The sequence below is a fragment of the Epilithonimonas pallida genome (assembly GCF_900182975.1).
GTDB classification, from domain to species: domain Bacteria; phylum Bacteroidota; class Bacteroidia; order Flavobacteriales; family Weeksellaceae; genus Epilithonimonas; species Epilithonimonas pallida.
Genome location: NZ_FXUO01000001.1, coordinates 326,012 through 348,701 on the forward strand (window position 1 = coordinate 326,012; position 22,690 = coordinate 348,701).

25 protein-coding genes and 1 other RNA gene are annotated in these 22,690 nt (G+C 34.4%); 20 read left to right on the forward strand and 6 right to left on the reverse strand.

Annotation, left to right across the window (positions count from 1 at the left end):
- Nucleotides 1-26 precede the first annotated feature (26 nt).
- The 4 genes from QOL71_RS01285 to QOL71_RS01300 all read left to right on the forward strand — a co-directional run bounded on the left by QOL71_RS01285 (nucleotide 27) and on the right by QOL71_RS01300 (nucleotide 3,647).
- Complete coding sequence (locus QOL71_RS01285) at nucleotides 27-1,079, forward strand: ABC transporter substrate-binding protein (protein WP_283415207.1); 1,053 nt, start codon at nucleotides 27-29, stop codon at nucleotides 1,077-1,079.
- Entirely contained in the window at nucleotides 1,079-1,894 is an 816-nt protein-coding gene (locus tag QOL71_RS01290; RefSeq protein ID WP_283415208.1) for a CPBP family intramembrane glutamic endopeptidase, read from the forward strand. The genes QOL71_RS01285 and QOL71_RS01290 overlap by 1 nt, the downstream gene beginning before the upstream one ends.
- Nucleotides 1,895-2,090: 196 nt before the next feature.
- Entirely contained in the window at nucleotides 2,091-2,675 is a 585-nt protein-coding gene (gene rdgB / locus QOL71_RS01295; RefSeq protein ID WP_283415209.1) for an RdgB/HAM1 family non-canonical purine NTP pyrophosphatase, read from the forward strand.
- Nucleotides 2,676-2,729: 54 nt separating this feature from the next.
- On the forward strand, nucleotides 2,730-3,647 hold the full coding sequence (locus QOL71_RS01300; protein WP_283415210.1) for a ribonuclease Z: 918 nt from the start codon (nucleotides 2,730-2,732) through the stop codon (nucleotides 3,645-3,647).
- Here QOL71_RS01300 and QOL71_RS01305 read toward each other — a convergent pair.
- The gene (locus tag QOL71_RS01305) at nucleotides 3,644-3,937 is read right to left on the reverse strand and encodes a hypothetical protein (RefSeq protein ID WP_283415211.1); all 294 of its coding nucleotides are present in this window, start codon (nucleotides 3,935-3,937) and stop codon (nucleotides 3,644-3,646) included. The two genes, QOL71_RS01300 and QOL71_RS01305, sit on opposite strands and share 4 nt — an antisense overlap.
- A 151-nt stretch (nucleotides 3,938-4,088) precedes the next feature.
- On the opposite strand from QOL71_RS01305, the gene QOL71_RS01310 reads away from it, so the two are divergent.
- Nucleotides 4,089-6,521, forward strand: a complete 2,433-nt coding sequence (locus tag QOL71_RS01310; protein WP_283415212.1) for an alpha-ketoacid dehydrogenase subunit alpha/beta — start codon at nucleotides 4,089-4,091, stop codon at nucleotides 6,519-6,521.
- A gap of 9 nt (nucleotides 6,522-6,530) precedes the next feature.
- On the opposite strand, the gene QOL71_RS01315 is transcribed toward QOL71_RS01310, so the two are convergent.
- Nucleotides 6,531-6,785 carry a hypothetical protein gene (locus tag QOL71_RS01315; RefSeq protein WP_283415213.1) on the reverse strand — a complete coding sequence of 85 codons (255 nt, stop codon included), beginning with the start codon at nucleotides 6,783-6,785 and terminating at the stop codon, nucleotides 6,531-6,533.
- A gap of 204 nt (nucleotides 6,786-6,989) precedes the next feature.
- Between QOL71_RS01315 and QOL71_RS01320 the strand changes: the two genes are divergently transcribed.
- The 5 genes from QOL71_RS01320 (at nucleotide 6,990) to QOL71_RS01340 (ending at nucleotide 11,796) form a co-directional block, all read left to right on the forward strand.
- Entirely contained in the window at nucleotides 6,990-7,490 is a 501-nt protein-coding gene (locus QOL71_RS01320) for a GbsR/MarR family transcriptional regulator (RefSeq protein WP_283415214.1), read from the forward strand.
- A gap of 165 nt (nucleotides 7,491-7,655) precedes the next feature.
- Nucleotides 7,656-8,474 carry a DCC1-like thiol-disulfide oxidoreductase family protein gene (locus QOL71_RS01325; protein WP_283415215.1) on the forward strand — a complete coding sequence of 273 codons (819 nt, stop codon included), beginning with the start codon at nucleotides 7,656-7,658 and terminating at the stop codon, nucleotides 8,472-8,474.
- Nucleotides 8,475-8,602: 128 nt separating this feature from the next.
- A complete protein-coding gene (locus QOL71_RS01330) occupies nucleotides 8,603-9,496 on the forward strand; it encodes a TIGR01777 family oxidoreductase (RefSeq protein WP_283415216.1) in 894 nt (297 codons plus the stop codon).
- Nucleotides 9,497-9,540: 44 nt separating this feature from the next.
- Nucleotides 9,541-10,932: a dihydrolipoyl dehydrogenase gene (lpdA, locus tag QOL71_RS01335; protein ID WP_283415217.1), complete on the forward strand. Its 1,392-nt coding sequence runs from the start codon at nucleotides 9,541-9,543 to the stop codon at nucleotides 10,930-10,932.
- Nucleotides 10,933-10,998: 66 nt separating this feature from the next.
- The gene (locus QOL71_RS01340) at nucleotides 10,999-11,796 is read left to right on the forward strand and encodes a patatin-like phospholipase family protein (protein ID WP_283415218.1); all 798 of its coding nucleotides are present in this window, start codon (nucleotides 10,999-11,001) and stop codon (nucleotides 11,794-11,796) included.
- A 3-nt stretch (nucleotides 11,797-11,799) separates the two neighbouring features.
- Here the strand turns inward: QOL71_RS01340 and QOL71_RS01345 are convergent, their stop codons facing one another.
- A complete protein-coding gene (locus QOL71_RS01345; RefSeq protein WP_283415219.1) occupies nucleotides 11,800-12,627 on the reverse strand; it encodes an ion transporter in 828 nt (275 codons plus the stop codon).
- Between the two features lie 16 nt (nucleotides 12,628-12,643).
- On the opposite strand from QOL71_RS01345, the gene parS reads away from it, so the two are divergent.
- From parS to QOL71_RS01365, 4 genes are read left to right on the forward strand one after another with little or no spacing between them, the layout of a single operon-like run.
- The gene (gene parS / locus QOL71_RS01350) at nucleotides 12,644-13,201 is read left to right on the forward strand and encodes a type II RES/Xre toxin-antitoxin system antitoxin (RefSeq protein ID WP_283415220.1); all 558 of its coding nucleotides are present in this window, start codon (nucleotides 12,644-12,646) and stop codon (nucleotides 13,199-13,201) included.
- Between the two features lie 3 nt (nucleotides 13,202-13,204).
- Nucleotides 13,205-13,657 (forward strand): RES family NAD+ phosphorylase, encoded by a 453-nt coding sequence (locus tag QOL71_RS01355; RefSeq protein WP_283415221.1) that lies wholly within the window; start codon nucleotides 13,205-13,207, stop codon nucleotides 13,655-13,657.
- Between the two features lie 12 nt (nucleotides 13,658-13,669).
- Nucleotides 13,670-14,767, forward strand: a complete 1,098-nt coding sequence (locus QOL71_RS01360) for a Nif3-like dinuclear metal center hexameric protein (RefSeq protein ID WP_283415222.1) — start codon at nucleotides 13,670-13,672, stop codon at nucleotides 14,765-14,767.
- Nucleotides 14,768-14,769: 2 nt separating this feature from the next.
- Nucleotides 14,770-15,549, forward strand: a complete 780-nt coding sequence (locus QOL71_RS01365) for a zinc ribbon domain-containing protein (protein WP_283415223.1) — start codon at nucleotides 14,770-14,772, stop codon at nucleotides 15,547-15,549.
- A 75-nt stretch (nucleotides 15,550-15,624) separates the two neighbouring features.
- Here the strand turns inward: QOL71_RS01365 and QOL71_RS01370 are convergent, their stop codons facing one another.
- Nucleotides 15,625-16,437 carry a head GIN domain-containing protein gene (locus QOL71_RS01370; protein WP_283415224.1) on the reverse strand — a complete coding sequence of 271 codons (813 nt, stop codon included), beginning with the start codon at nucleotides 16,435-16,437 and terminating at the stop codon, nucleotides 15,625-15,627.
- A gap of 135 nt (nucleotides 16,438-16,572) precedes the next feature.
- On the opposite strand from QOL71_RS01370, the gene QOL71_RS01375 reads away from it, so the two are divergent.
- Nucleotides 16,573-17,064 (forward strand): DUF4920 domain-containing protein, encoded by a 492-nt coding sequence (locus QOL71_RS01375; RefSeq protein ID WP_283415225.1) that lies wholly within the window; start codon nucleotides 16,573-16,575, stop codon nucleotides 17,062-17,064.
- A 45-nt stretch (nucleotides 17,065-17,109) separates the two neighbouring features.
- On the opposite strand, the gene QOL71_RS01380 is transcribed toward QOL71_RS01375, so the two are convergent.
- Nucleotides 17,110-18,510 (reverse strand): T9SS type A sorting domain-containing protein, encoded by a 1,401-nt coding sequence (locus QOL71_RS01380; protein ID WP_283415226.1) that lies wholly within the window; start codon nucleotides 18,508-18,510, stop codon nucleotides 17,110-17,112.
- Between the two features lie 123 nt (nucleotides 18,511-18,633).
- Between QOL71_RS01380 and QOL71_RS01385 the strand changes: the two genes are divergently transcribed.
- From QOL71_RS01385 to QOL71_RS01400, 4 genes are read left to right on the forward strand one after another with little or no spacing between them, the layout of a single operon-like run.
- On the forward strand, nucleotides 18,634-19,470 hold the full coding sequence (locus QOL71_RS01385) for a 1,4-dihydroxy-2-naphthoyl-CoA synthase (RefSeq protein WP_283415227.1): 837 nt from the start codon (nucleotides 18,634-18,636) through the stop codon (nucleotides 19,468-19,470).
- A gap of 22 nt (nucleotides 19,471-19,492) precedes the next feature.
- Nucleotides 19,493-20,161, forward strand: a complete 669-nt coding sequence (locus QOL71_RS01390; protein ID WP_283415228.1) for a DUF2461 domain-containing protein — start codon at nucleotides 19,493-19,495, stop codon at nucleotides 20,159-20,161.
- A gap of 9 nt (nucleotides 20,162-20,170) precedes the next feature.
- Nucleotides 20,171-21,100, forward strand: a complete 930-nt coding sequence (gene menA, locus QOL71_RS01395; RefSeq protein WP_283415229.1) for a 1,4-dihydroxy-2-naphthoate octaprenyltransferase — start codon at nucleotides 20,171-20,173, stop codon at nucleotides 21,098-21,100.
- A 14-nt stretch (nucleotides 21,101-21,114) separates the two neighbouring features.
- Nucleotides 21,115-21,798, forward strand: coding sequence for a metal-dependent hydrolase (locus tag QOL71_RS01400; protein ID WP_283415230.1), 684 nt, complete (start codon nucleotides 21,115-21,117; stop codon nucleotides 21,796-21,798).
- A 71-nt stretch (nucleotides 21,799-21,869) separates the two neighbouring features.
- On the opposite strand, the gene ffs is transcribed toward QOL71_RS01400, so the two are convergent.
- An RNA gene (gene ffs / locus QOL71_RS01405) (signal recognition particle sRNA small type) lies at nucleotides 21,870-21,967 on the reverse strand.
- A 133-nt stretch (nucleotides 21,968-22,100) separates the two neighbouring features.
- Here ffs and QOL71_RS01410 point away from each other — a divergent pair.
- Nucleotides 22,101-22,688 (forward strand): DUF4199 domain-containing protein, encoded by a 588-nt coding sequence (locus QOL71_RS01410; protein WP_283415231.1) that lies wholly within the window; start codon nucleotides 22,101-22,103, stop codon nucleotides 22,686-22,688.
- Nucleotides 22,689-22,690 lie beyond the last annotated feature (2 nt).

Genomic DNA, 22,690 nt, shown 5'->3' on the forward strand with positions numbered 1-22,690 from the left:
TAGCACTTTTTTGCTTTCTTTGGAAGATGAAACGCATTTTTTTACTTTTAATTTTCTTTCTTTTTGCATTTTCTTGTAAAAAAGAAATTTCAAAATCAGATTTTGGAAATATAACTATCTCGGAAAGAGTTAATTATTCGGATGAGTCAAAAAATCTGGTTATTAACTCAGGAAAATTTAAAAATGTCATTCCAAAAAAAAAATTACCATTTCAGAAAGCAATGTTGCTTAATTCAAGCCTGATTGGCTATTTTTCTGAACTTAATTTAGAAAATAAAATAACAGGCGTTTCAAGTCCCGAGTATATTTTTTCTGAAAAAATCCATCAATTAATCAAAGAAAATAAAATCCAAAATATCGGTAACGAACAGAAATACGACATAGAAAAAATCCTTTCCAACAAACCGGACGTTATTTTTACCAATTACGTTCCCAATTTTGCCAATACTTATGACATCTTAAAGAAAAACGGAATCACATTGATTTTCCTGGACGAATTTCTAGAGCAAAATCCATTAGAAAAATCAAAATATCTTCTGTTATTTGGAAAACTATTTGGAGCAGAAAAACAAGCGGAGGAAACGTTTAAAAATATTGAGAACAATTATAAAAAAATTCAAACCTTAGCGTCTAAAACCTTCAACAAACCAAATATTCTTTGCAATGAAATGTATGGAAGTCAATGGTTTTTACCAGGCGGGAATTCCTTTGTCGCAAGATTAATCAATGATGCTGGGGGGCATTATATTCTGAAAGACAACAAAGAATCATCTTCTGTGCCTTTGAGTTTTGAGGAAGTTTTTGTGAAATCAGAGAATGTCAATTATTGGATCAATATCAGTCCGCATAGGAACAAAAAAGAATTATTGACTCTCAATCCAAATTACAGCAAAATGAAAGTCTTCAATTCTGGGAACTTATATATGATAAACAATCGCGAAAAAGACAATGCCAATGACTATTTCGAATCGGGTGTTGTAAGATGCGATTTGGTTTTGAGAGATTATTTCAAGATATTTCATCCGGAAGATGTAACTTTCAAATCAGAACCTTTAATTTATATGAAAGCGCTCAAATAATGAAAGAACAGAATTATAAAGTCGATTTTTTTGTTGGGATTTTATTGGTTGTCGGGCTGTTTATCGGTCAGTCGTTGATGTATGCAATTGGTTTAGGATTGTCTGCGTTATTTGGACAGGATATTAGTGATACTGGGATTTTTAATATTTTGATGTATACGGCAACAATGGTAGTTCCCATTCTCTTTTTCGATTTTTTTATTGTAAGAAAAGACGGAAACAAACTCAATTTCGATTTCTCAACCAAACCATTTCGGGTTTATCTATTGATATTTCCAATGATGTTCGGGATGATGCTGGTTGCAGATTACACCACACAACTCATTCCGACTACAGGCGATTTACTTGGCGAGATTTACAAAATGTACTCAGAACAGTTTGCAAAACTCGCTAAAGAACCCATTTCGTTACTGATAATGACAGTCATTCTGGCGCCAATTCTGGAAGAAATCCTTTTTAGAGGCATCATTATGAAAGGAATGCTGAATAACAAAGTCAAACCAGTTACGGCAATTATTGTTTCGGCATTCATTTTCGGCGTTGTCCATTTCAATCCGTGGCAATTTGCGGGCGCATTGCTGCTCGGTTTGGTATTAGGTTTGGTGTATTACAAAACCAAATCGCTGCTGATGCCAATTTTGCTTCATGCATTCAACAATTTGTTGTCGGCGATGATGATGTTATACTCAGATTCAGAAACGTTTTCTGATTTGTTAAAAATTAAACCTGAACTACTATTAGCAGCAGGATTAGCGATTTTTATAATACCGTTTTATTTTTTCGCAATCCAGAAGAATATTATTTATAAAGATTAAATTTAGGGCAGCTTAATCCGTCTTCCGCTCCCAATCTTTTTTGCAGAGATTTTTCAGATTAAATAGAAATTGAGTACAAGCAAAAAAGGATTTCCGCTCAAGCCGGGCTGCAATTTGGTCATAAAAACAAATGTCAAGAAAATAGAACATTTCAAACATAATCAATGATAATTTATCAACCATCAATTATATATAAATGGAGATTTTAGTAGCAACACATAATTTACATAAAAAAGAAGAGATACAGCAGATATTAGGAACCGATTATGTTGTGACCAGTTTATCGGACTACGATTTGAATGAAGAAATCATCGAGGACGGTGATACTTTCCAGGCCAATGCCCTTATCAAAGCTAAATACTGTTTCGAGAAGACAGGCAAACCAAGTGTTGGTGATGACAGTGGACTGGTTGTAGAAGCATTAGGTGGGCGGCCGGGCATTTTTTCTGCGCGATATGCTGGCAATCACAATTTCAAAAAAAATATCGAAAAAGTTTTGGAAGAAATGAAGGATCAACCAAATAGAAGAGCCTACTTCATAACTGTTTTGTGTTACAAAGATGAGGGCGGCGAGCATTATTTCGAAGGCCGGGTTTATGGTAACTTGACAAAAGAAGTTTTCGGAGAAGAAGGGTTTGGTTATGACCCGATTTTTGTTCCGGACGATTACAATTTGACTTTTGCTGAAATGCAGCCCGAAGAAAAAAATAAAATCAGTCACAGAAGTGAAGCTTTGAAAAAATTCTTAGACTTTCTTAATTCCAGAGGGGGTGTTGTGTGATTTTTATAATGTTTTTGTATATTTACCTCGTAATTTCAATACATCTAAGAAAAATTGAGTACATATCTTACAATTTTAGGATTCAATTCAGCAATTCCGACTATTAACTCTTCTCCGACTTCTCAGTTTCTGGAAATGGAAGAACGTCATTTCCTTATAGATTGTGGCGAAGGAACTCAGGTGCAGATGCGTAAGGCTAAAGTCCGTTTTTCTAAGATTAATCATATTTTCATTTCACATCTTCATGGTGATCATTGTTTTGGTTTGCCGGGATTGGTAGCGTCTTTCCGATTATTAGGAAGAAAAACCCCGCTGAATATCTACGGCCCAAAAGGTATCAAGAAAATGATGGATACTATTTTTGAAATTACAGAAACATACAAAGGTTTTGAAGTCATTTATCACGAGCTAGAGGGTAAAGAATCTGTAAAAATCTATGAAGACAAAAGGGTAGAGGTTTTCACTATTCCACTTAATCACAGGATCTATTGCAATGGTTACCTTTTCAGGGAAAAACCAAAAGAGCGTCATCTAAACATGAAGGAGATTTCCAAATATAAAGAAATCGAAATCTGTGATTTCCAGAATCTACGTTTAGGAAAAGACTTTGTAACGGAAGATGGAACCGTCATCAATAATGCATTACTGACGACAGATCCAAAACCATCGGTTTCTTATGCATTCTGCAGTGATACCAAATATAAAGAAGACATTATCCAGATCATAGAAAATGTAGATATTCTCTACCACGAATCCACTTTCCTTCATAATCTGAAAGAAATGGCAGATTATACGGGGCATTCCACTGCTTTGGAAGCTGCAACTATAGCCAAAAAAGCACAAGTCGGAAAGCTGATTTTAGGACATTTTTCCAATCGTTACAGTGACTTAAGTGTTATGACGGATGAGGCAAGACAGATTTTTCCTAACTCTTTTCTGCCGAAAGCTTTGGAAACGATAAAAATTGGTTAGACAACATCGATACTTACTATACATATTGCTAATGTGATACATAGCAATGCTGCAAAAAAAAGCACATCAGCAAAATTTTCGAGCTTTCCGGAAACCTTTTCTTTGTCAGTTTTAATAGCAAGAAATGAAAGTGTACAGCTCATTACCAAACATAAAATAGCACAAACTGCAAACTCGTTTAGGTAAGAATGATGCTGAAATTTTGCAATTTTCAAGGATGTCAGGATCACAAGACAAAACCCTAATAGATTTGTTGATGCATTAAGTATATGTGGTGCAGTTTTTCTCATTTAATTTATTTTGTTTAAAAATATCAAAATATCGTATAGTCTTACCGATCTTTATGATAGTTTATGATTAATTAAAAATTCTTTAAAAAGTCAAAATGTCATTTTCACAAAAATTAGCTAAAAAATTTTATATTTGTCAAAACTCTTTGATATGCAATCAACTTATATAGAAACTCAACAGATCTCTTTTCAGGACTTCAAAAACAGTATTCTGGATGATTATCGATTAGGAAGAATTTCCCGCGAGATGTCATACTTAGGAAGACGGGAAGTACTTACTGGTAAAGCAAAATTCGGAATTTTTGGAGATGGTAAAGAATTGCCGCAACTGGCAATGGCAAAAGTTTTCAGAAATGGAGATTTCCGCTCTGGCTATTACAGGGATCAGACTTTTGCTTTGGCAATTGATGCGGTTTCTGTAGAAAGTTTTTTTGCACAGTTATATGCTGATACAAGTGTAGAAAGAGAACCAGCTTCAGCAGGTCGTCAAATGAACGGGCATTACGCTACAAGAAGCCTAAATGCTGATGGAAGTTGGAAAGATTTGACAGCTCAGAAAAATATCTCATCTGATATCTCTCCAACGGCGGGACAAATGCCGAGGTTGTTAGGACTGGCTCAGGCTTCTAAAATTTATAAATCTGTAAAATTTGAAGGTTCTGAGAAATTTTCGAAAGACGGAAACGAAGTTGCTTTTGGAACAATTGGTGACGCTTCTACAGCAGAAGGCCATTTCTGGGAAACTCTGAATGCGGCTTGTGCATTACAGGTTCCAATGATCGTTTCGATTTGGGACGATGGTTACGGAATTTCGGTTCCTACTCAGAATCAAAGAGCAAAAGCGGATATATCCGAAATGCTTTCAGGTTTTCAGAGAAATGAAGGTGAAAATCAAGGCTGTGAAATTATCCAGGTAAAAGCCTGGGATTATCCGGCGCTGATGGAAGCTTATGCGAAAGCCGAACATTTTGCCAGATATGAAAGTGTTCCTGTTGTAATACATGTAACGGAAGTAACACAGCCGCAAGGCCATTCAACATCTGGTTCGCATGAGCGTTATAAATCTGAAGACAGATTAAGCTGGGAATCTGAATTTGATGGATTAATTAAATTCAGAGAATGGATTTTGGATTACAGCATCGAAATCGAAGGCCAGGAAGAAGTTTTGGCAACCGCTGAGGAGTTAGATTCAATTGATTCGGAGGCTAAAAAATTAGTAAAAGAAGGACAAAAAAAAGCTTGGGAAGCTTACCAAAAAACAATTTCTGATCTTAAGTCTGACGTTTTACCTTTAGTAGAATCCATTAAAAACCAAAACTTCGAAATTGGAAATTTGATCGAGACTTTCAATAAAATCATTTCTGTGAGCAAAAAGGATGTTTTCCAATTGATAAGAAAGACATTATTGTTGACAAGGAACCAAGATTCAGCTGAAAGAAATATATTGAAATCGAAATACGAAGAAATCTTAAAAATCGAAAAAGATAATTATTCTTCTCATCTGTATTCTGAATCGGAATGGAAAGCGACTAATGTTAAAGAGATCAAGCCGATATTTTCTGATTCTTCCGAAGAAGTAGATGGTAGAGTAGTTGTAAGAAATAACTTTGATAAAATCTTTGAAAAATATCCTCAATCTTTGGTTTTTGGCGAAGATACGGGAAATATCGGAGACGTCAACCAAGGTTTGGAAGGACTACAGGAAAAATATGGTGATGTAAGAATCGCTGATACAGGAATCCGTGAAGCTACAATTCTTGGACAAGGAATTGGAATGGCAATGAGAGGTTTGAAACCAATTGCCGAAATCCAATATCTTGATTATATTTTGTACTGTCTTCAAGGGATGAGCGACGATTTGGCAACGGTTCAATACAGGACCAAAGGTGGGCAAAAAGCGCCCGTCATTATCAGGACGAGAGGTCACAGGTTGGAAGGCGTATGGCATTCCGGTTCGCCAATGGCAGGAATTCTTAATCTTTCCAAAGGGATCAATATTTTGGTTCCAAGAAATTTGACAAAAGCCGCAGGATTTTACAATACGATGCTCCAAAGTGACGAACCAGCCGTGATTGTAGAATGTCTGAACGGTTACAGACTGAAAGAAAAACAGCCGGACAACTTAGGAGAATTCACAGTTCCAGTTGGAAAAATAGAAGTAACAAAAGAAGGTACAGATGTAACTTTAGTAACTTATGGTTCTACCTGGAGAATTGTGACTGAAGCTGCAAATGAATTAGAAAAGCTAGGGATTTCTGCAGAAGTTATTGATGTTCAGTCCCTGATTCCATTTGATCTATCTCACGAGATTGCTGAGAGTGTGAAAAAAACAAACCGATTGGTAATAATAGATGAAGATGTTGAAGGAGGAACTTCGGCGTTTATTCTTCAGCAGATTTTGGAAAAACAAAAAGCCTTCAGATATTTGGATTCGGATCCGTTGACAATTTCTGCTGAGAATCACAGGCCAGCTTATGCAAGTGACGGAGATTATTTCAGTAAGCCTTCCGCAGATGATATTGTGGAAAAAGTATATCAATTGTTCAATGAATTGAATCCGGAGAAATATCCAGCGATTTACTAAATTGAAATTTTAAAATAAGCCAAATAAACCTTTTGAAGATTCTATTTTCAAAAGGTTATTTTTTTGCAGATCTTCTATGAAAGATTCTTCATTATGAAAACGGATTTCAATATTTTCGAAAGTTGATTTTCGGTAAGCATAACCTTCCATAAAGTCTTTGTTATCATTCCATTGCTGCAGATCCATCTTTCTCATCCATCTGATAAAATTTGTATGAGAATCTGTCCGGAAGCTTTTGTTTCTTTTTAACAAAGTATACTTCATTAGATGTAAAGTTTTCAGCAAATGTAACGAAATCAATTTATTTTTTTTATTAATTAAAAATTAATTTTTATGTATACATTTTATAAACAAAATATTATTTGAATATTAAATTTCTTAATTAAACCTAGATTATTTTATTTTCAATTATTTTTGAAAGTTTAGAAATTTTAATTATATTTGTACAAGAATTCAAACCAATAAAAAATGAAACTCGACGAAGCTAAAGAGAAATACATACAAACCTGGGGAACATTTGCAACCAATTGGGGTATCAACAGAACAATGGCGCAGGTTCATGCTTTGCTTTTAGCAGAAGGCAAACCTTTATCCACGGATGAAGTGATGGATAAACTGGAAATCTCAAGAGGTAATGCCAATATGAATCTTCGGAATCTGATGGACTGGGGAATTGTAAAAAAAGAACTGGTAAAAGGTGACAGAAAAGAATATTTTGTTGCCGAGAAAGATGTTTGGTTTCTTTTCAAACAGATTACAAAAGAACGTAGAAAGCGAGAAATAGAACCTGTTGTTTCATTTTTGGAAGAGCTGAAGAATGTAGATGAAGATTCCGAAGAAGCAAAACAATTTGTTAAACTAATGGATGATTTTGGAAACGTGACTAACAAAATCAACAATATAATGGACTTAGCGATAAAAAGTGATGATCACTGGCTGGTAGGGAAAATTACCAGCTTGTTAAAATAGAAAAGGATCAATCCTTTTTTATTTCGGATTAATTTTCAAAAATTACTGAAAATATAAAATGTTTAAAATTATGAGAAACCTGTTATTTAGGATTTTTATGACAATTCTTTTCAGAAATAGCAAAAGAACAAAAGGCGATTTCCTCAAACTATAAAATCAAGCAAAATGAAAACATTACAAAATCACATTCTCATTTATGACAATGATTGTCCATTGTGCAATATCTATTCAAAAGGGTTTGTCAAATCCGGGATGTTGGATAAAAACGGCAGAGAAGCTTTTTCAGAAATCACATCCGAAACCAAAAATAAGATTGATGTTCATCGGTCAAAAAATGAAATCGCATTGATTGATACAAAAAATAATAGAGTAATCTACGGATTAGAAAGCCTACTCACAATCATCGGTAATTCTTTTCCGATTTTGGAAAAATTTGCAAGAATAAAACCTTTTCATTGGTTTTTTCAGAGACTTTACAAATTCGTTTCTTACAATAGAAAACAAATTATTCCTTCAGAAAAAGATTTGACAGAAGACAATTGCGTTCCGGATTTTAATCTAAAATATAGACTTCTTTATCTTGGATTTGTTTTAATATTTTCCGCTTATGTTTTAGGATTTTATAATCAAAGATTGTTTCCGAATTTCAAAAATAATTTTGGTCTCGAATTTTTCATCTGCTGTATGCAAATCGTTTGGCAAGGAACATTTATGGGAATTTATCTCAAAGGAAGAATTTGGGATTATCTGGGAAATATGATGACGGTTTCCTTGCTTGGAACATTGCTTTTAATTCCGGCATTATTCTTCAACTTTAGTCAAATATTCTACTTCATTTATTTCGGAACTGTAGTATTCTTAATGTTTTTGGAACATCTCAGACGATGCACAATTCTGAAATTTGGGATGATACCAACCATTTCCTGGATGTTGTTCAGAATCACTTTCGGAGCTATTCTCTTATACATTGTTTCGAATTCATAAATGCCTAATATCCTTCCTCTTTTCCGCTTATCATTCTGAAGTTCTAGAAGAGTCCGCTCAAGCCTACGCGAGTTTCACAAAATAACATTAGGCAGTAAAAAGAAATTAACAACTTAAAATTTATCAAAATGAAAATAATCATTGCAGCTGGAACCGGTTTCCTTGGAAGAAATCTCGAAAACTATTTTCTTGATAAAAATTACGAGGTCAAAATACTGACAAGAAACCCAAAGCGTAAAAACGAAATTTTTTGGGACGCAAAAACAATCGGGATTTGGAAAGACGAGCTGGAACATGCAGATGTTCTCATCAATCTTGCCGGGAAGTCAGTAGACTGTCGTTATAATGATAAGAACAGGAAAGAAATTTACAATTCCAGAATAGATTCAACAAGAGTTTTGCAAAAAGCAATCGATAAATGTCAAAATCTACCTAGAATCTGGCTTAATGCAAGTTCTGCAACTATTTATGTTCACTCAGAGACGCATCTCAATACAGAAAAAAACGGAATCATCGGTGACGATTTCTCAATGAATATCTGTAAATCCTGGGAGAAAGAATTTTTCAAAAAAGGAAATCAAAATATCAGAAAAGTGGCGCTCAGAACTTCTATCGTTCTTGGAAAAAATGGAGGTGCTTTTCCAAAATTTAAACAAATTTCAAAATTAGGATTAGGCGGAAAGCAGGGTAGAGGCAATCAGTTGATGAGCTGGATTCATATTAATGATTTTTGTGAAGCCGTTAATTTTATTATTGAAAACGAAAACCTTGAAGGTGCAATTAACATTACAGCTCCAAAATCTTTATCTAACGAAAATATGATGGGTCAAATTCGGAAAAAGATTAAAGTCTCATTTGGGATTCCAAGTCCAGTTTGGTTATTGGAATTAGCTTCAGTCTTCATCAAAACAGAAACAGAACTTATGTTAAAAAGCAGGAATGTCTATCCTGAGATTTTGTTGGAAAATGGATTTAAGTTTCAGTTTAATGATTTTCATCAAGCATTAATGGTATTAACATAAAGCTCAAAAAAAATCCGTAAATTCGCATAAAATTTTTTAATCACATGAACTACGATATCATAGTTATAGGAAGTGGACCTGGCGGTTATGTGACTGCAATCAGAGCTGCTCAATTGGGTTTCAAAACAGCCATTGTCGAAAAAGAAAATCTTGGAGGTATTTGTCTTAACTGGGGTTGTATCCCAACAAAAGCACTTCTGAAATCGGCTCACGTTTTCAATTATTTGAAACATGCCGAGGATTATGGTCTTAATAAAGTGGAGAACCCAGGATTTGACTTCACCAAAGTAATCCAGAGAAGTAGAGGGGTTGCTTCTAAGATGAGCAGTGGAATCCAGTTCCTGATGAAGAAAAATAAAATCGATGTGATCATGGGGACTGCCAAGGTAAAAGCTGGTAAAAAAGTTTCTGTTGTAGATGCTGAAGGAAAAACTACGGAATATACAGGAACACATATTATTATTGCAACCGGAGCACGTTCCAGAGAATTACCAAATCTTCCTCAGGATGGTAAAAAAGTAATCGGATACAGACAGGCACTTTCTCTTCCTGAGCAGCCAAAATCTATGATTGTTGTAGGTTCTGGCGCCATTGGAATTGAGTTTGCTGATTTCTATAATTCTATGGGAACTAAAGTTACCGTGGTGGAATTTTTACCAAACATTGTTCCTTTGGAAGATGAAGAAGTTTCAAAACACGTTGAGAAATCTCTGAAAAAATCAGGTATCGAGATCATGACCAATTCTTCTGTGGAATCTGTGGATACTTCCGGGAATGGCGTAAAGGCAAAAGTAAAAACTGCCAATGGAGAAATTACATTGGAAGCTGATATTCTTCTTTCTGCTGTCGGGATTGCTGCTAACTTAGAAGGAATAGGCTTGGAAGAAGTTGGAATCAAAACCGATAAAGGAAGAGTTTTGGTTAATGAATGGTATGAGACTTCTGTACCTGGCTATTACGCGATCGGCGATATTATCCCGACTCAGGCTTTGGCTCACGTCGCTTCTGCTGAAGGAATCACTTGTGTTGAAAAAATCAAAGGTCTTCATGTTGAAAAAATCGATTATGGCAATATTCCTGGTTGTACCTACTGCCATCCGGAAATTGCTTCCGTTGGTTTGACTGAGAAACAAGCTAAGGAAAAAGGTTACGAGCTTAAAGTGGGCAAATTCCCATTGTCAGCATCAGGAAAAGCGACTGCAAACGGTGATACAGACGGATTTATCAAAGTGATTTTTGATGCAAAATATGGTGAATGGTTAGGATGTCATATGGTTGGTGACGGTGTAACTGATATGATTGCTGAAGCTGTTGTTGCAAGAAAATTGGAAACAACTGGTCACGAGATCATCAAATCTATCCACCCACACCCAACGTTGTCTGAGTCTATTATGGAAGCTGCTGCTGCTGCTTATGGAGAGGTGATTCATATTTAATGAGATTAACATAATATTCATATTATAAAACCACAGATTGTTCTGTGGTTTTTTTAATTTTACTTTATGGAAGATTCAAAGTTGGGATTGGTTTTGTCAGGTGGAGGAACGCGTGGTTTGGCCCATGCAGGAGTATTGAAATTTCTAAATGAAAAAAATATAGAGCCGGATATTATCTCCTGCTGTAGTGCTGGTTCAATCGTTGGTTCTCTTTATGCATTTGGGAAATCACCAGAAGAAATTTTGGATTTTTTCCAGTCTGTATATTTTTTCAACTGGAAACATTTTACATTCAACCAACCGGGCTTGGTTTCATCAGCAATTTTCTCAACTTATCTTAATCCGATTTTTGAAGATTCGACTTTAGGTGATTTGAAAAAAGATGTCAGGATCGTTGCAACGGAACTGATTACGGGACAACAGAAAGTTTTCGAGAAAAATTATAAAGTGGTTGATGCAATTATTGCTTCGTCTTGTATTCCAGGGATTTCCACACCTTATTTTATAGGAACAGAAATGTATAGTGACGGAGGTGTTCTCAATAATTTTCCTGCGGATGTCATTCATAATGAGTGTGATACAATGATAGGTGTTTATGTGACGCCACCACAAGATGTAGAAGCTAATGACCTGAGAAGTATTCGTTCGGTAACTACGCGCGCCTATGAGTTATTATCACACAGGACGGAAATTTACAAATTTGCATTTTGTGATTGGTTTATTACTTCCAAAAAACTTTCAAAATATGGTACCTTTGAAAGAAAACCACAAAGATTAGAAGAGATTTTTCAAATCGGTTACGAAGAAGCAAAACGAACTTTTTCCGAAAATGAAGAAGAATTTGAGCAGATTTTTATAAGATGAGATTCAAATTATTTTTTCACCACAAATTTTGCAGTAACGAGCATTATCATCATTGTCTTGGTTACCACATCTTTTGCATTGGAAATTGTTCCTATTTTGTTTTCTGAACTCGGATGTTACAATGCCGGTTGGGACGGCAATAATGCTGTAACCGCATAGCATCACAATGATGGAAAGGATTTTTCCTACAGGGGTTCCCGGAGAGATATCGCCGTACCCTACGGTTGTAATGGTGACAACAGCCCAATAAACACTTTGAGGAATACTACTGAATCCATTTTTTCCTCCTTCAACAATATACATCAGTGAGCCAATAATTATGATAAAAATAATCATAAATAAAAGGAAAATATAAATCTTTCTGGAGCTGTGTCGTAATGCAGAAACAATGAATCTCCCATCGTGCATATAGTCGGCAAGATTAAAGATCCTGAAAATCCTGAGTATTCTGAGTATTCTTATAACTGCGACAAAATGCCATACAGGAAAAAATAAACTGATATAAAATGGTATAATTGATAAAAAATCAATGATTCCTAATGGACTGAAAATGTATTCTTTCCTGTCTTTTATACAAATAATTCTCAGGATATATTCTATCGTAAATATCAATGTGATGAAAAACTCGGCGTAATAAAATTCTCGATAATATTGTAGTCTTATGATAGGAATAGTTTCTACCATTAATAGAATGGTAGAAATTAGGATTAATGTCAATAAGCTTATATCAAAAATTTTTCCGGCTTTTGTGTTGGATAAATAAACGATTTCGTAGATTTTTTTTCTCCAGCCTTCTTCCGGAATAAGATCAAATTCTGGTTTTATTTTCATTGATTTAAAATAAAATATGAAGTTAATAAAAAAAAATGTAAATAGATTGATAAATTATAGACAAAAGTCTTTTTTATTTGGACAAAAGTCTTATATTTGTAAATATAAAAACAAAGAAATGAAAAAGTATAAGACAATAGACGATTCCAATGTTGTTAATGAGCCTATCGCATTGTATGGTTATCAGAACTTTGATGATGCTGGTGTGTTTAAAATAATAGATATAGCACAAAAGGGTATTTCTTTCAAGTTTTTTGATAATCTGGTGAAGAAGTTTCCGTTCACTTTTCAGGAGTGGGCGGAGTTTTTACATATCTCAGGTAAAACACTGTCTCGCTATCAGAAAGAAGAAAAAACCTTTGATACACTACAGTCAGAAAAGATTCTTCAGATAGAGATGTTATACACAAGAGGAGAGAAGGTGTTTGGTTCTGCAGAGCATTTCTTGATTTGGTTGCAAACAGAGAATGTGGCTTTGGGAAAAACAAAGCCGCAAGATTTGTTAGGAAGTAGTTTTGGGATATCACTTCTTATGGATGAGTTAACTCGTATAGAGCACGGTATTTTAGCGTAAGCCATGATAGTTTACAGGCTTTCGAAGGAAGTTTATGCAAACGACCTTTCCGGAAAAGGAGCGGAAATAGCCGGCGGGCGATGGAACAGCAAAGGCAGTGCTGCTTTATACACGGCACAATCCATTGCGCTATGCGTAACGGAAATAGCTGTTCATATTCCTTTGGGGATTTTACCAAAAGATTACCGTTTGATTCATATAGAAATTCCGGATACTGATTTTTTTGAACCCAAAAGATTACCAAAAGACTGGAATACTTTTCCTCATCCCGACAGCACGCAGAAAATTGGAGATCGATTTCTCAAAGAAAACAAATTCCTGTTTATGAAGGTTCATTCTGCGGCTGTACAAGGAGAATTCAATTATATTATTAATCCAAAACATATTGATTTTTCTGATGTTAAAATCAAGAAAATAGAAAAGTTTACTTTTGATGACAGACTATTCATCAGATAAAAATAGAATTAAATGAAGATCAAAGAATTTATAAAGGAATTTGAACAAATCATTCCAATAAGACAGGCAGAAGATTTCGATAATGTTGGCTTGCTTTGTGGAAGTCCTGACAGAGATATTTCCGGTATTTTGATTGCGCACGATGCTTTGGAATCCGTTGTTGATGAATCGGTTGGAAAGAATTATAATCTGATTCTTTGTTTTCATCCCATTATTTTTTCCGGGCTGAAGTCAATTACTGGAAAGAATTATGTAGAAAGAGCTGTTCTGAAAGCTTTGGAAAATAAAATTGCAATCTATGCGATTCATACGGCTTTTGATAATGATTATTTTGGCGTAAATTATAAAATCTGCGAAGTTCTTGGTTTGAAGAATCAAAATGTTCTGGTGCCAAAGCATAATCAATTAAAAAAATTGGAAGTTTATGTTCCTGTTGATTCTGCTGAGAAGTTGAAAAATGCTCTATTTGAAGCTGGAGCTGGAAATATTGGTTTTTATGATCAATGCAGTTTTTCAATCAATGGCAACGGAACTTTTCGACCTTTGGAAGGTTCAAATCCGGTAACAGGAAGTCATAATGAAAGAGAAAATGCTAATGAAGTTTTACTTTCTGTAATATTTGAAGACTATAAAAAGCATCAGATTCTGTTTGTTATGAAACAAAATCATCCTTACGAAGAAGTCGCTTATCAATTAATTTCTCTCGAAAACGAAAATCAATATACTGGTTTGGGAAGATTTGGGGATTTGGAAATAGAAATGGATGAAATTAATTTTCTGAAATTCGTAAAGGAAAAATTCAATCTTAATGTTATCAGACACAATAATTTAATTCAGAAAAAAATTAAAAGAGTAGGTGTTTTGGGTGGAAGCGGAGCAAGCGGAATCAAGTCTGCATTATCCGCAAAATGTGATGCATATTTGACTGGCGATGTGAAATACCACGACTTTTTTTCCGGGGAAGATAAAATGCTGATTTGCGATATTGGACATTTCGAATCAGAACAATTTGTAACTCAACAATTATTTGAAATTTTGTCCGAAAAATTCACTACATTTGCAATCGCTAAAACGACAAAAAAAACAAATCCTGTTAATTATTTTATATAGATATGGCTAAAGTAAACGAAATTTCTGTTGAAGAAAAATTAAGAGCTCTTTACGATTTGCAAATTATCGATTCCCGTTTGGATGAGATTCGCAATACAAGAGGCGAATTGCCAATTGAAGTAGAAGATCTTGAGATAGAAATTGAAGGTCTTGAAAAAAGAGCACAAAAATTTGAGGCTGAAATTGCTGAACAAAATGCTGAGATCAATAACAAAAAAGAGTTGGCAAAGCAAGCTCAAAACCTTATTGATAAATACAAAGCTCAACAAGATAACGTTAGAAATAACAAAGAATTCGAAGCGTTAGCAAAAGAGGTAGAATACCAGGAGTTAGAGATCCAATTAGCTGAAAAAAGAATTAAAGAATTCGGATCCAGAATCGATCATAAGAAAGAAACTTTGTCTGATCTTAATGCTAAGATTGACGAATTGAAAAACCACCTTTCGCACAAGAAAAACGAATTGGATAATTTGATTTCTGAAACACAGAAAGAAGAAGATTATCTATTGGAAAAATCTAAAGAATTTGCTGAGAAAATCGATGACAGATTGTTGGCTTCTTACCAAAGAATCCGTCAAGGTTCATCTACAGGTCTTGCCGTTGTAGGTTTGGAAAGAGGAGCGCCAAAAGGTTCTTTCTTCACAATCCCGCCACAAAAACAAATGGAAATAGCTCAAAGAAAGAAAATTATTATCGATGAGCATTCTGGAAAAATCTTGGTAGATGATGAGCTGGTGAACGAAGAAACTGCTAAAATGTTAGATATTATCAAATTCAACTAAGATTTTTTTAAAATATAAGACAAAAGAGACCTGAAATTCAGGTCTCTTTTCGTTTGAGAGAAAATTAATATAAAATTACCGGATATTAACAGAACCGGAGCTGCTTTCGTTTTTGGTCACTTTGTTCAGGTCACCTCTTTTCACAACGTTGATATCTCCGCTGGAAGAAGCGCTTGCTGTTAAGCTATTACGAACACCAATCGTAATGTCAGCCGAAGAAGAAGTGGTAAGAACCGCGCTGTCTGCCGTTAAATTTTCAGCTTTGATATCGCCGCTTGAAGATGCCTGAGCACTTACAGTATCTGCTTTTCCTTTGATATTGATTCCTCCGGATGAAGAAGACTGCAGATTTAGATTCCTTGCATTGATTTCTCCATAAAAATCACCACTGCTGGAAGCTTGGATATTAATGTTGCTTCCGTTGATATTTCCTTTGATGTTTCCGGAGCTTGAAACTTTCACATCAAGGTCAGAAAATTTGAAATCATCTTTCAAAACAATGCTTCCGCTTGAGTTAGCTACCAATCCGTCAAAATCCTTAGCATAAACTTTAATTTTGATTCTGTCGGTTGAGATGTTCAATTTACCTTCCGATTGGATTTTCACCTGGACTTTTCTGCCTTCCTGTTTTACGACTACATATTTCATCAGGTCAGAAGGAGCATACACCACAATTTTTTCTTCGCTGGATTTAAAAACTTCTGCGCTAAGAGAAGTTGAGATTTGTAACTCATCAAAATCCATCGAATAAGATTTCTCGATCACTTCGCCTTTTCCGGAGTCAGATAATAGGTGAGAAAACATCACGTCATTGGAACCATTTTTCTGTATGCAGGAAAAATTGGTAACAGAAGCCAAAAGAATTAGGGATAAAAGTTTTATTTTCATAAGTATAATTTTTTATAGTTTTTGATTTGTTATTAATATGACAATTGAAAAGTCTTTTTCGTTACATTCAAAAAATAAAAATTTTCATTTTAATTAATTTTCTAAATTTACAGCATTAAAAATAAATTATTGATTATGAAAAACATATTGTTTGCTTTCGTATTGATAGGCCTTTCTGTTTCAGCATTCGCACAATCCGGTCCGCCGGCTGGTGATGCCAAAGCAGGAGAGTTCTATGGTCAGGATGTTTCCGCAAAAGCTATTAAGAAAGCAATTTCTACAGACGAACTGAATAAAGAATTAAAATTAACACCGAAAATTTCTAAAACATCCGTGAAAGGAAAAGTTACTGGCGTGTGTCCTAAAAAAGGATGTTGGGTAAGTCTGGCTACAGATTCCGGCGAAACTTTTTTTGTTAAAATGAAAGATTATGCATTCTTCGTTCCGACTGCTTTGGAAGGCAAAACTGTAGTGTTGGAAGGTAGCGCAGAAAGCAAAACGACTTCTGTAAAAGAATTGCAACATTACGCGGAAGATGCTAAAAAACCTCAGGTTGAAATCGATGCGATTACAGAACCAAAGACTGAAACAAGATTTTTGGCAAGCGCCATCAAGGTTGTAGAGTAAATTGATTAAGATAAATTTAAGATAAAGCTGATTAAAGAATCAGCTTTATTTTTTTATAAATTTTTGACTGCTTTTTTTATTTTCAGAGAAGACTTCTACAATATATACTCCGTTTTTTAGTTCAGAAACATTTAGATTATTAGAATTGATTTTTCTATTTAAAACTAATTTTCCTTGAATGTCAAATATTTTTACATATTCAATTTTATGATTAAAGTTCAAATAATCTGAAGAAGGGTTAGGGTAAATTTTAAAATCATTTAAAGAATTAACTTCTTGAGAAGCAAGCAAGCAATCAGTTGTTACATTTGGAATTCCTTTATTAATGAAAAAATCTTTTTCATTCTCATCACAACAAACATAATTGAGTTTCGGACATTCTAAAAAGCCTTCATCAAAATTTTGCTTTTTCCCATTTTTAATATAAATACTTGAAAGATTTGGTAGTCTAAAAACATTTAAAGTTTCTAAGTTTATATTTTGTGAGACGTTTATAGAGGATATTAAGTTTGAATCACTAATAAGAATTTTTTTTAATTTCAGATTTTTGCTGAAATCGAGACTAGAAATTTTATTATTACTTATTGAAAAATATTCCAAATTCAAGCTCTTTGTTAAATCAATAGAATTTATATTCTCAGGAATATTTACTCCTCGTAGATTTGAATTTTGCAGTGGTAGCAAAAGCGAATTCAAATTAGGAGAGTTATACCCAAAGTTTACATACATAACGTTCGAATTACTGAAATCTATGGATACCATATTTGTATTTGCAAAAGTAATATCTTGTAATCCTTGTAAAGGAGAAAAATTGAATGTCACTAAATCGTCGTCATCAATTCTTATTTTAGTGAGCAAATTACAATTGTCAAGATTTAATGATTTTAAATAGTTAGACCCAATCCTTATTTCTTCAAGATTTATATTTTTACTCAAATCCAAAGAATTATACTGTCCAGTAATCACGAGTTTTTTAAGTTTTGTATTATTGGTAACATTCACTGAATTTATTATAGTATCAAATAAATCAAGTTCTTCTAATAGTATAGAATTTTCAATATTTATGCTTTCTAAAGCTTTATTATATAAGCCTTTGATCTTTTTTAATTTAGTATTATTTGATAATGATAAAGTTTTAAGATTAGTATTATGTTCAATATTTAATTCTGTTAGATTTTTAAAAGCTTCGATACCAGTAATATCAATGATATTGTTTTGATAAGTTGTTGCAAGATAACTGATGTTTTCCGCTTCAATTACTTGAATTTCTCCATCATTGTTTAAATCAATACTGGTGAAATTTCCCTGTAAATCTTTAGCTTGATATTTTGTTGGATTAATATTAAGCAAATAAGCTTTAAAAATTTGGTCTGGAATAGTTACATTCTGAGAAAAAGAAAATGTAAAAAAGTAAAATAAAATAAAAGAGTATAATTTTCTTGCCATAATGGTTGAAAGTTTTGTCAAATATAATCATTTATGGTTTTTGTTTGAGCATTTATTTTAATAGTCTAATACTTTGTAGGAGGACTTTAATCTCCGTATATTTACACTCTAAATTTTTAAAAAATGGCAGACTGGAAAACCGTCAAAGAATACGAAGATATTACCTATAAAAAATCAAATGGCGTCGCAAGGATCGCTATCAATAGACCAGAAGTCAGAAACGCTTTCCGACCAAAAACAACCTCAGAACTTTACGATGCTTTTTATGATGCTTATGAAGATTCGTCAATCGGGGTCGTGTTGCTGACAGGCGAAGGTCCGAGTCCAAAAGACGGCGGTCACGCGTTCTGTAGCGGTGGCGACCAAAAAGCACGTGGACACCAAGGTTATGTTGGCGAAGATGGAAGACATCGTCTTAATATTTTGGAAGTTCAGCGTTTGATTCGTTTTATGCCAAAAGCTGTGATCGCTGTTGTAAATGGTTGGGCTGTTGGAGGTGGACATTCGCTTCACGTGGTTTGCGATTTGACTTTGGCGAGCGAAGAACATGCGATTTTTAAACAAACCGATGCTGATGTTACGAGTTTTGACGGAGGTTATGGTTCTGCTTATTTAGCGAAAATGGTTGGTCAGAAAAAAGCAAGGGAGATTTTCTTCTTAGGCAGAAATTATTCTGCCCAGGAAGCGGCGGATATGGGAATGGTCAATGCGGTAATTCCTCACGCTGAATTAGAAGACACAGCTTACGAATGGGCTCAGGAAATCCTTGCAAAATCTCCAACCTCCATCAGAATGCTGAAATTTGCCATGAATTTAACAGACGATGGAATGGTTGGTCAGCAGATTTTTGCAGGAGAGGCAACGCGTTTAGCTTATATGACAGAAGAAGCGAAAGAAGGCAGAAATGCCTTCCTGGAAAAACGTAAACCTGATTTCGGAGATAATCAGTGGATATCATAAAAATCAGTAAAATTGTATCGGTTTGAAGAAAGGATTTGAATTTCTGAAACAACTCTGCAGAAACAACAATCGTGAGTGGTTTTCTGAACATAAACTGCAATACGATGCGATTGCGAAAGCTAATAAAATTTTCTTTGATAAGATATTCTCGGACTTTCAGGAATATGATAATTTAGCAAATCTCCATGTTTTCAGAATTTATAATGATGTACGTTTTTCTAAAGACAAAGTGCCTTATAAAACCAATTTCGGTGCAGGATTATCCCGTAGAAAACCGTTTTTGAGAGGTGGATATTATATTCATTTAGAACCCGATAACAGTTTTGTTGGCGGAGGGTTTTGGGGACCAAATTCTGAAGATCTGATCCGAATCCGAAAGGAATTTGAAAGCAATACAACAGAAATCAATAGAATTACTTCGGACAAAACTTTTGTTAACTATTTCGGAAAACTGGAAGGAGAAGATGCTGTGAAAACCGCGCCTAAAGGATTTGATAAAAATCACCCAGCTATTGATTTAATCAAAAAGAAACAATATGTCGTGAAGAGAAAATTTTCTGATAAGGAGGTCTTTTCTGATGATTTTAAGGAAGAAATTATTTCTACTTTTCTTGCGATGCGCCCCTTTTTTGATTATATGAGTGAGGTACTTACAACGAATTTGAATGGCGAATCTATAATTACAGATTAAAAATAAAAAATGACTGATTGGATAAAGGCAGCCCGGCTGCGGACATTACCACTTTCTTTGAGTGGAATTATTATGGGGAGTTTCATTGCAAAATGGAGACTTTCTGAGAATGGAGGAACTTGGGATTGGAAAATTTTTGCTCTGGCACTTCTCGTAACATTATTATATCAAATCCTTTCCAACTTCGCTAATGATTATGGTGATGGGGTGAAAGGAACAGATAAAAACAGAATAGGAGAAGCTGAGCAAAGAGCGGTAGCCTCCGGAAAAATCACAGCAAATCAAATGAAAAATGCTGTAATTTTATTATCGGTTCTGTCTTTTGCTGCAACTGTTACTCTATTGTATGTAGCTTTTTATCCTGATTATACCAAAGAATTCTGGATTTTTATAGGGTTAGGAGTTGCCTGCATTTTAGCTGCAATTGGTTACACGGTAGGTAAAAAACCTTACGGATATTTGGGATTAGGTGATATTTTTGTGTTCGTATTTTTCGGCTTGGTTTCAGTTTGCGGCAGTTATTTCCTGTTCACAAAAACCTTTGATTATGATATTCTGATTCCGGCTTCTGCAATCGGGATGCTGAGTATGGCCGTTCTTAATCTCAATAATATGAGAGATATAGTAAATGATGAATTGTCCGGAAAAAAAACTTTTGCGCTGAGATTAGGCTATAAAAAAGCCATGATTTATGAGATTATTTTGTTACAGTTACCAATCCTTTTGATGCTGATGTTCCTGATGATCAATTTTGCTCAGGATCAGAGAAATTACTACCCATTCATTGTGATGATTCTGATATTTCCTTTTATGAAATTAAGAAGAACCATTATGCAAATCAAAGAACCAAAATTGCTTGATCCCTTCTTAAAACAGGTAGGAATCTTAACTCTTATGATGGCTGTCTTAACGGCTGTCGGACTTAATTTTGTTAATTAATAAATCGAATAAAAATGAAAATAAAATTCTTAGGACAAAACTGTTTTTTGTTCACATATAACGGGAAAACGATTCTTTCCGATCCTTTTTACAACTACCAGAAAGAGCAATCCGGTTTTGATATCAAAGCTCAGAAAATTGATTACGTTTTGATTACGCACGCACACGGCGACCACATTGCAGACGTAAAAGAAGTTCTTGAAAATCATCCTGACGCAACGGTTATCGGACAACCTGAGATTTGTGGTTATTTTGGACATTCCAATAATATTGATATCAATTTTGGAGGTTCTGCAAAATTGGAAGGTTTGAAGATTTCTATGGTTCCTGCTTTACACACAAGTTCTTTCCCAGACGGAAGTTACGGCGGTTTGGCTGCAGGATATATTTTCAGATTTGAGGATAAAAGAAATTTATATCTGGCCGGAGATACAAGTGTAACTTCAGAAATGAGCTTGTTTCCGCAGGTTTTCGGAACTTTGGACTTATCCATCCTTCCGGTTGGGAAACATTATACGATGTGTCCTAGAAAAGCCGCTTTTGCAGCATCAGAGTTATTGAAAACCCCTAAAGTTATTGGTTGTCATTTTGATACTTTTCCTGCGATTGAAATCAATCACGAAGATGCGAAAAAGCATTTCTCAGATAAAAACATCGAGTTTACTTTACCAAAACTAGGCGAGGAGTTCGAATTTTAATTAAAAAAATTCTGAGATTAAATAATTTCTAAATCACTTAATCTCAGAATTTCTTGATGTATAGATACAAAAAATGGCAAGCTACCTAAATCACACCGCTACAACCGATTACCTTTGCTGCGTTCCCACCCTGGAGGATTCTCAGGAGCTGGTTGTTTAGGACTTGCCGGTGCAAAGATAAAAATTTAATATTGAATTAAAAAATGAGAAATACAGGATATTAAGACTAATTATATAATTATGATTTTAAAAAACTGATTCTCAGAATTAAAAATTTTCAATTTTTTTAGAAAAATAAAATTATGACAAAAAATCCTGTAACCGTTGGCTTTGGTTTATTTTTAGCGACAATGTTAGTGTTCTTCGTTGTTTATTACTTTTTTGCAGACGCCAATTATTGGAACACGACGATGAGAGTCAATGCTTTTGGAATGACATTTCTTTACGTGTTTGGTGGATTTATTTCTGTGCTTTGGCTTCGTGGAAAAGATAAAATCACTTATCCGCAGGCTTTTAAACAATCTTTTGTGACACTGTTCGTTGGTGGATTTCTTTCAATGTTGTCTATTTTTGTATTTCTGAATTATGTTGATACCGATGCTAGAGATATGCTGAGTCATCAATACATCCAAACCGAATTGGATAACCTAGACGTAGCTTATGAACAGAAAAAATTGGAAGCAGCGAATCTGAAGGACCAGACTAAAATCAAAGAGCTGGAAACAGATTATAAAAATGCCAAAGAAGCTAGAGTAGCGGCTCAGAAAGAGAACCGCAATTATTTTTCTTTCCAATTTTTGTCTGCTGTTTTTGGTGGATTTTTACTATTTTATTTACTTTTGTCTATTATCATTGCTGGCTTTTTGAAAAATAAAAAACGATACGAGTAAGA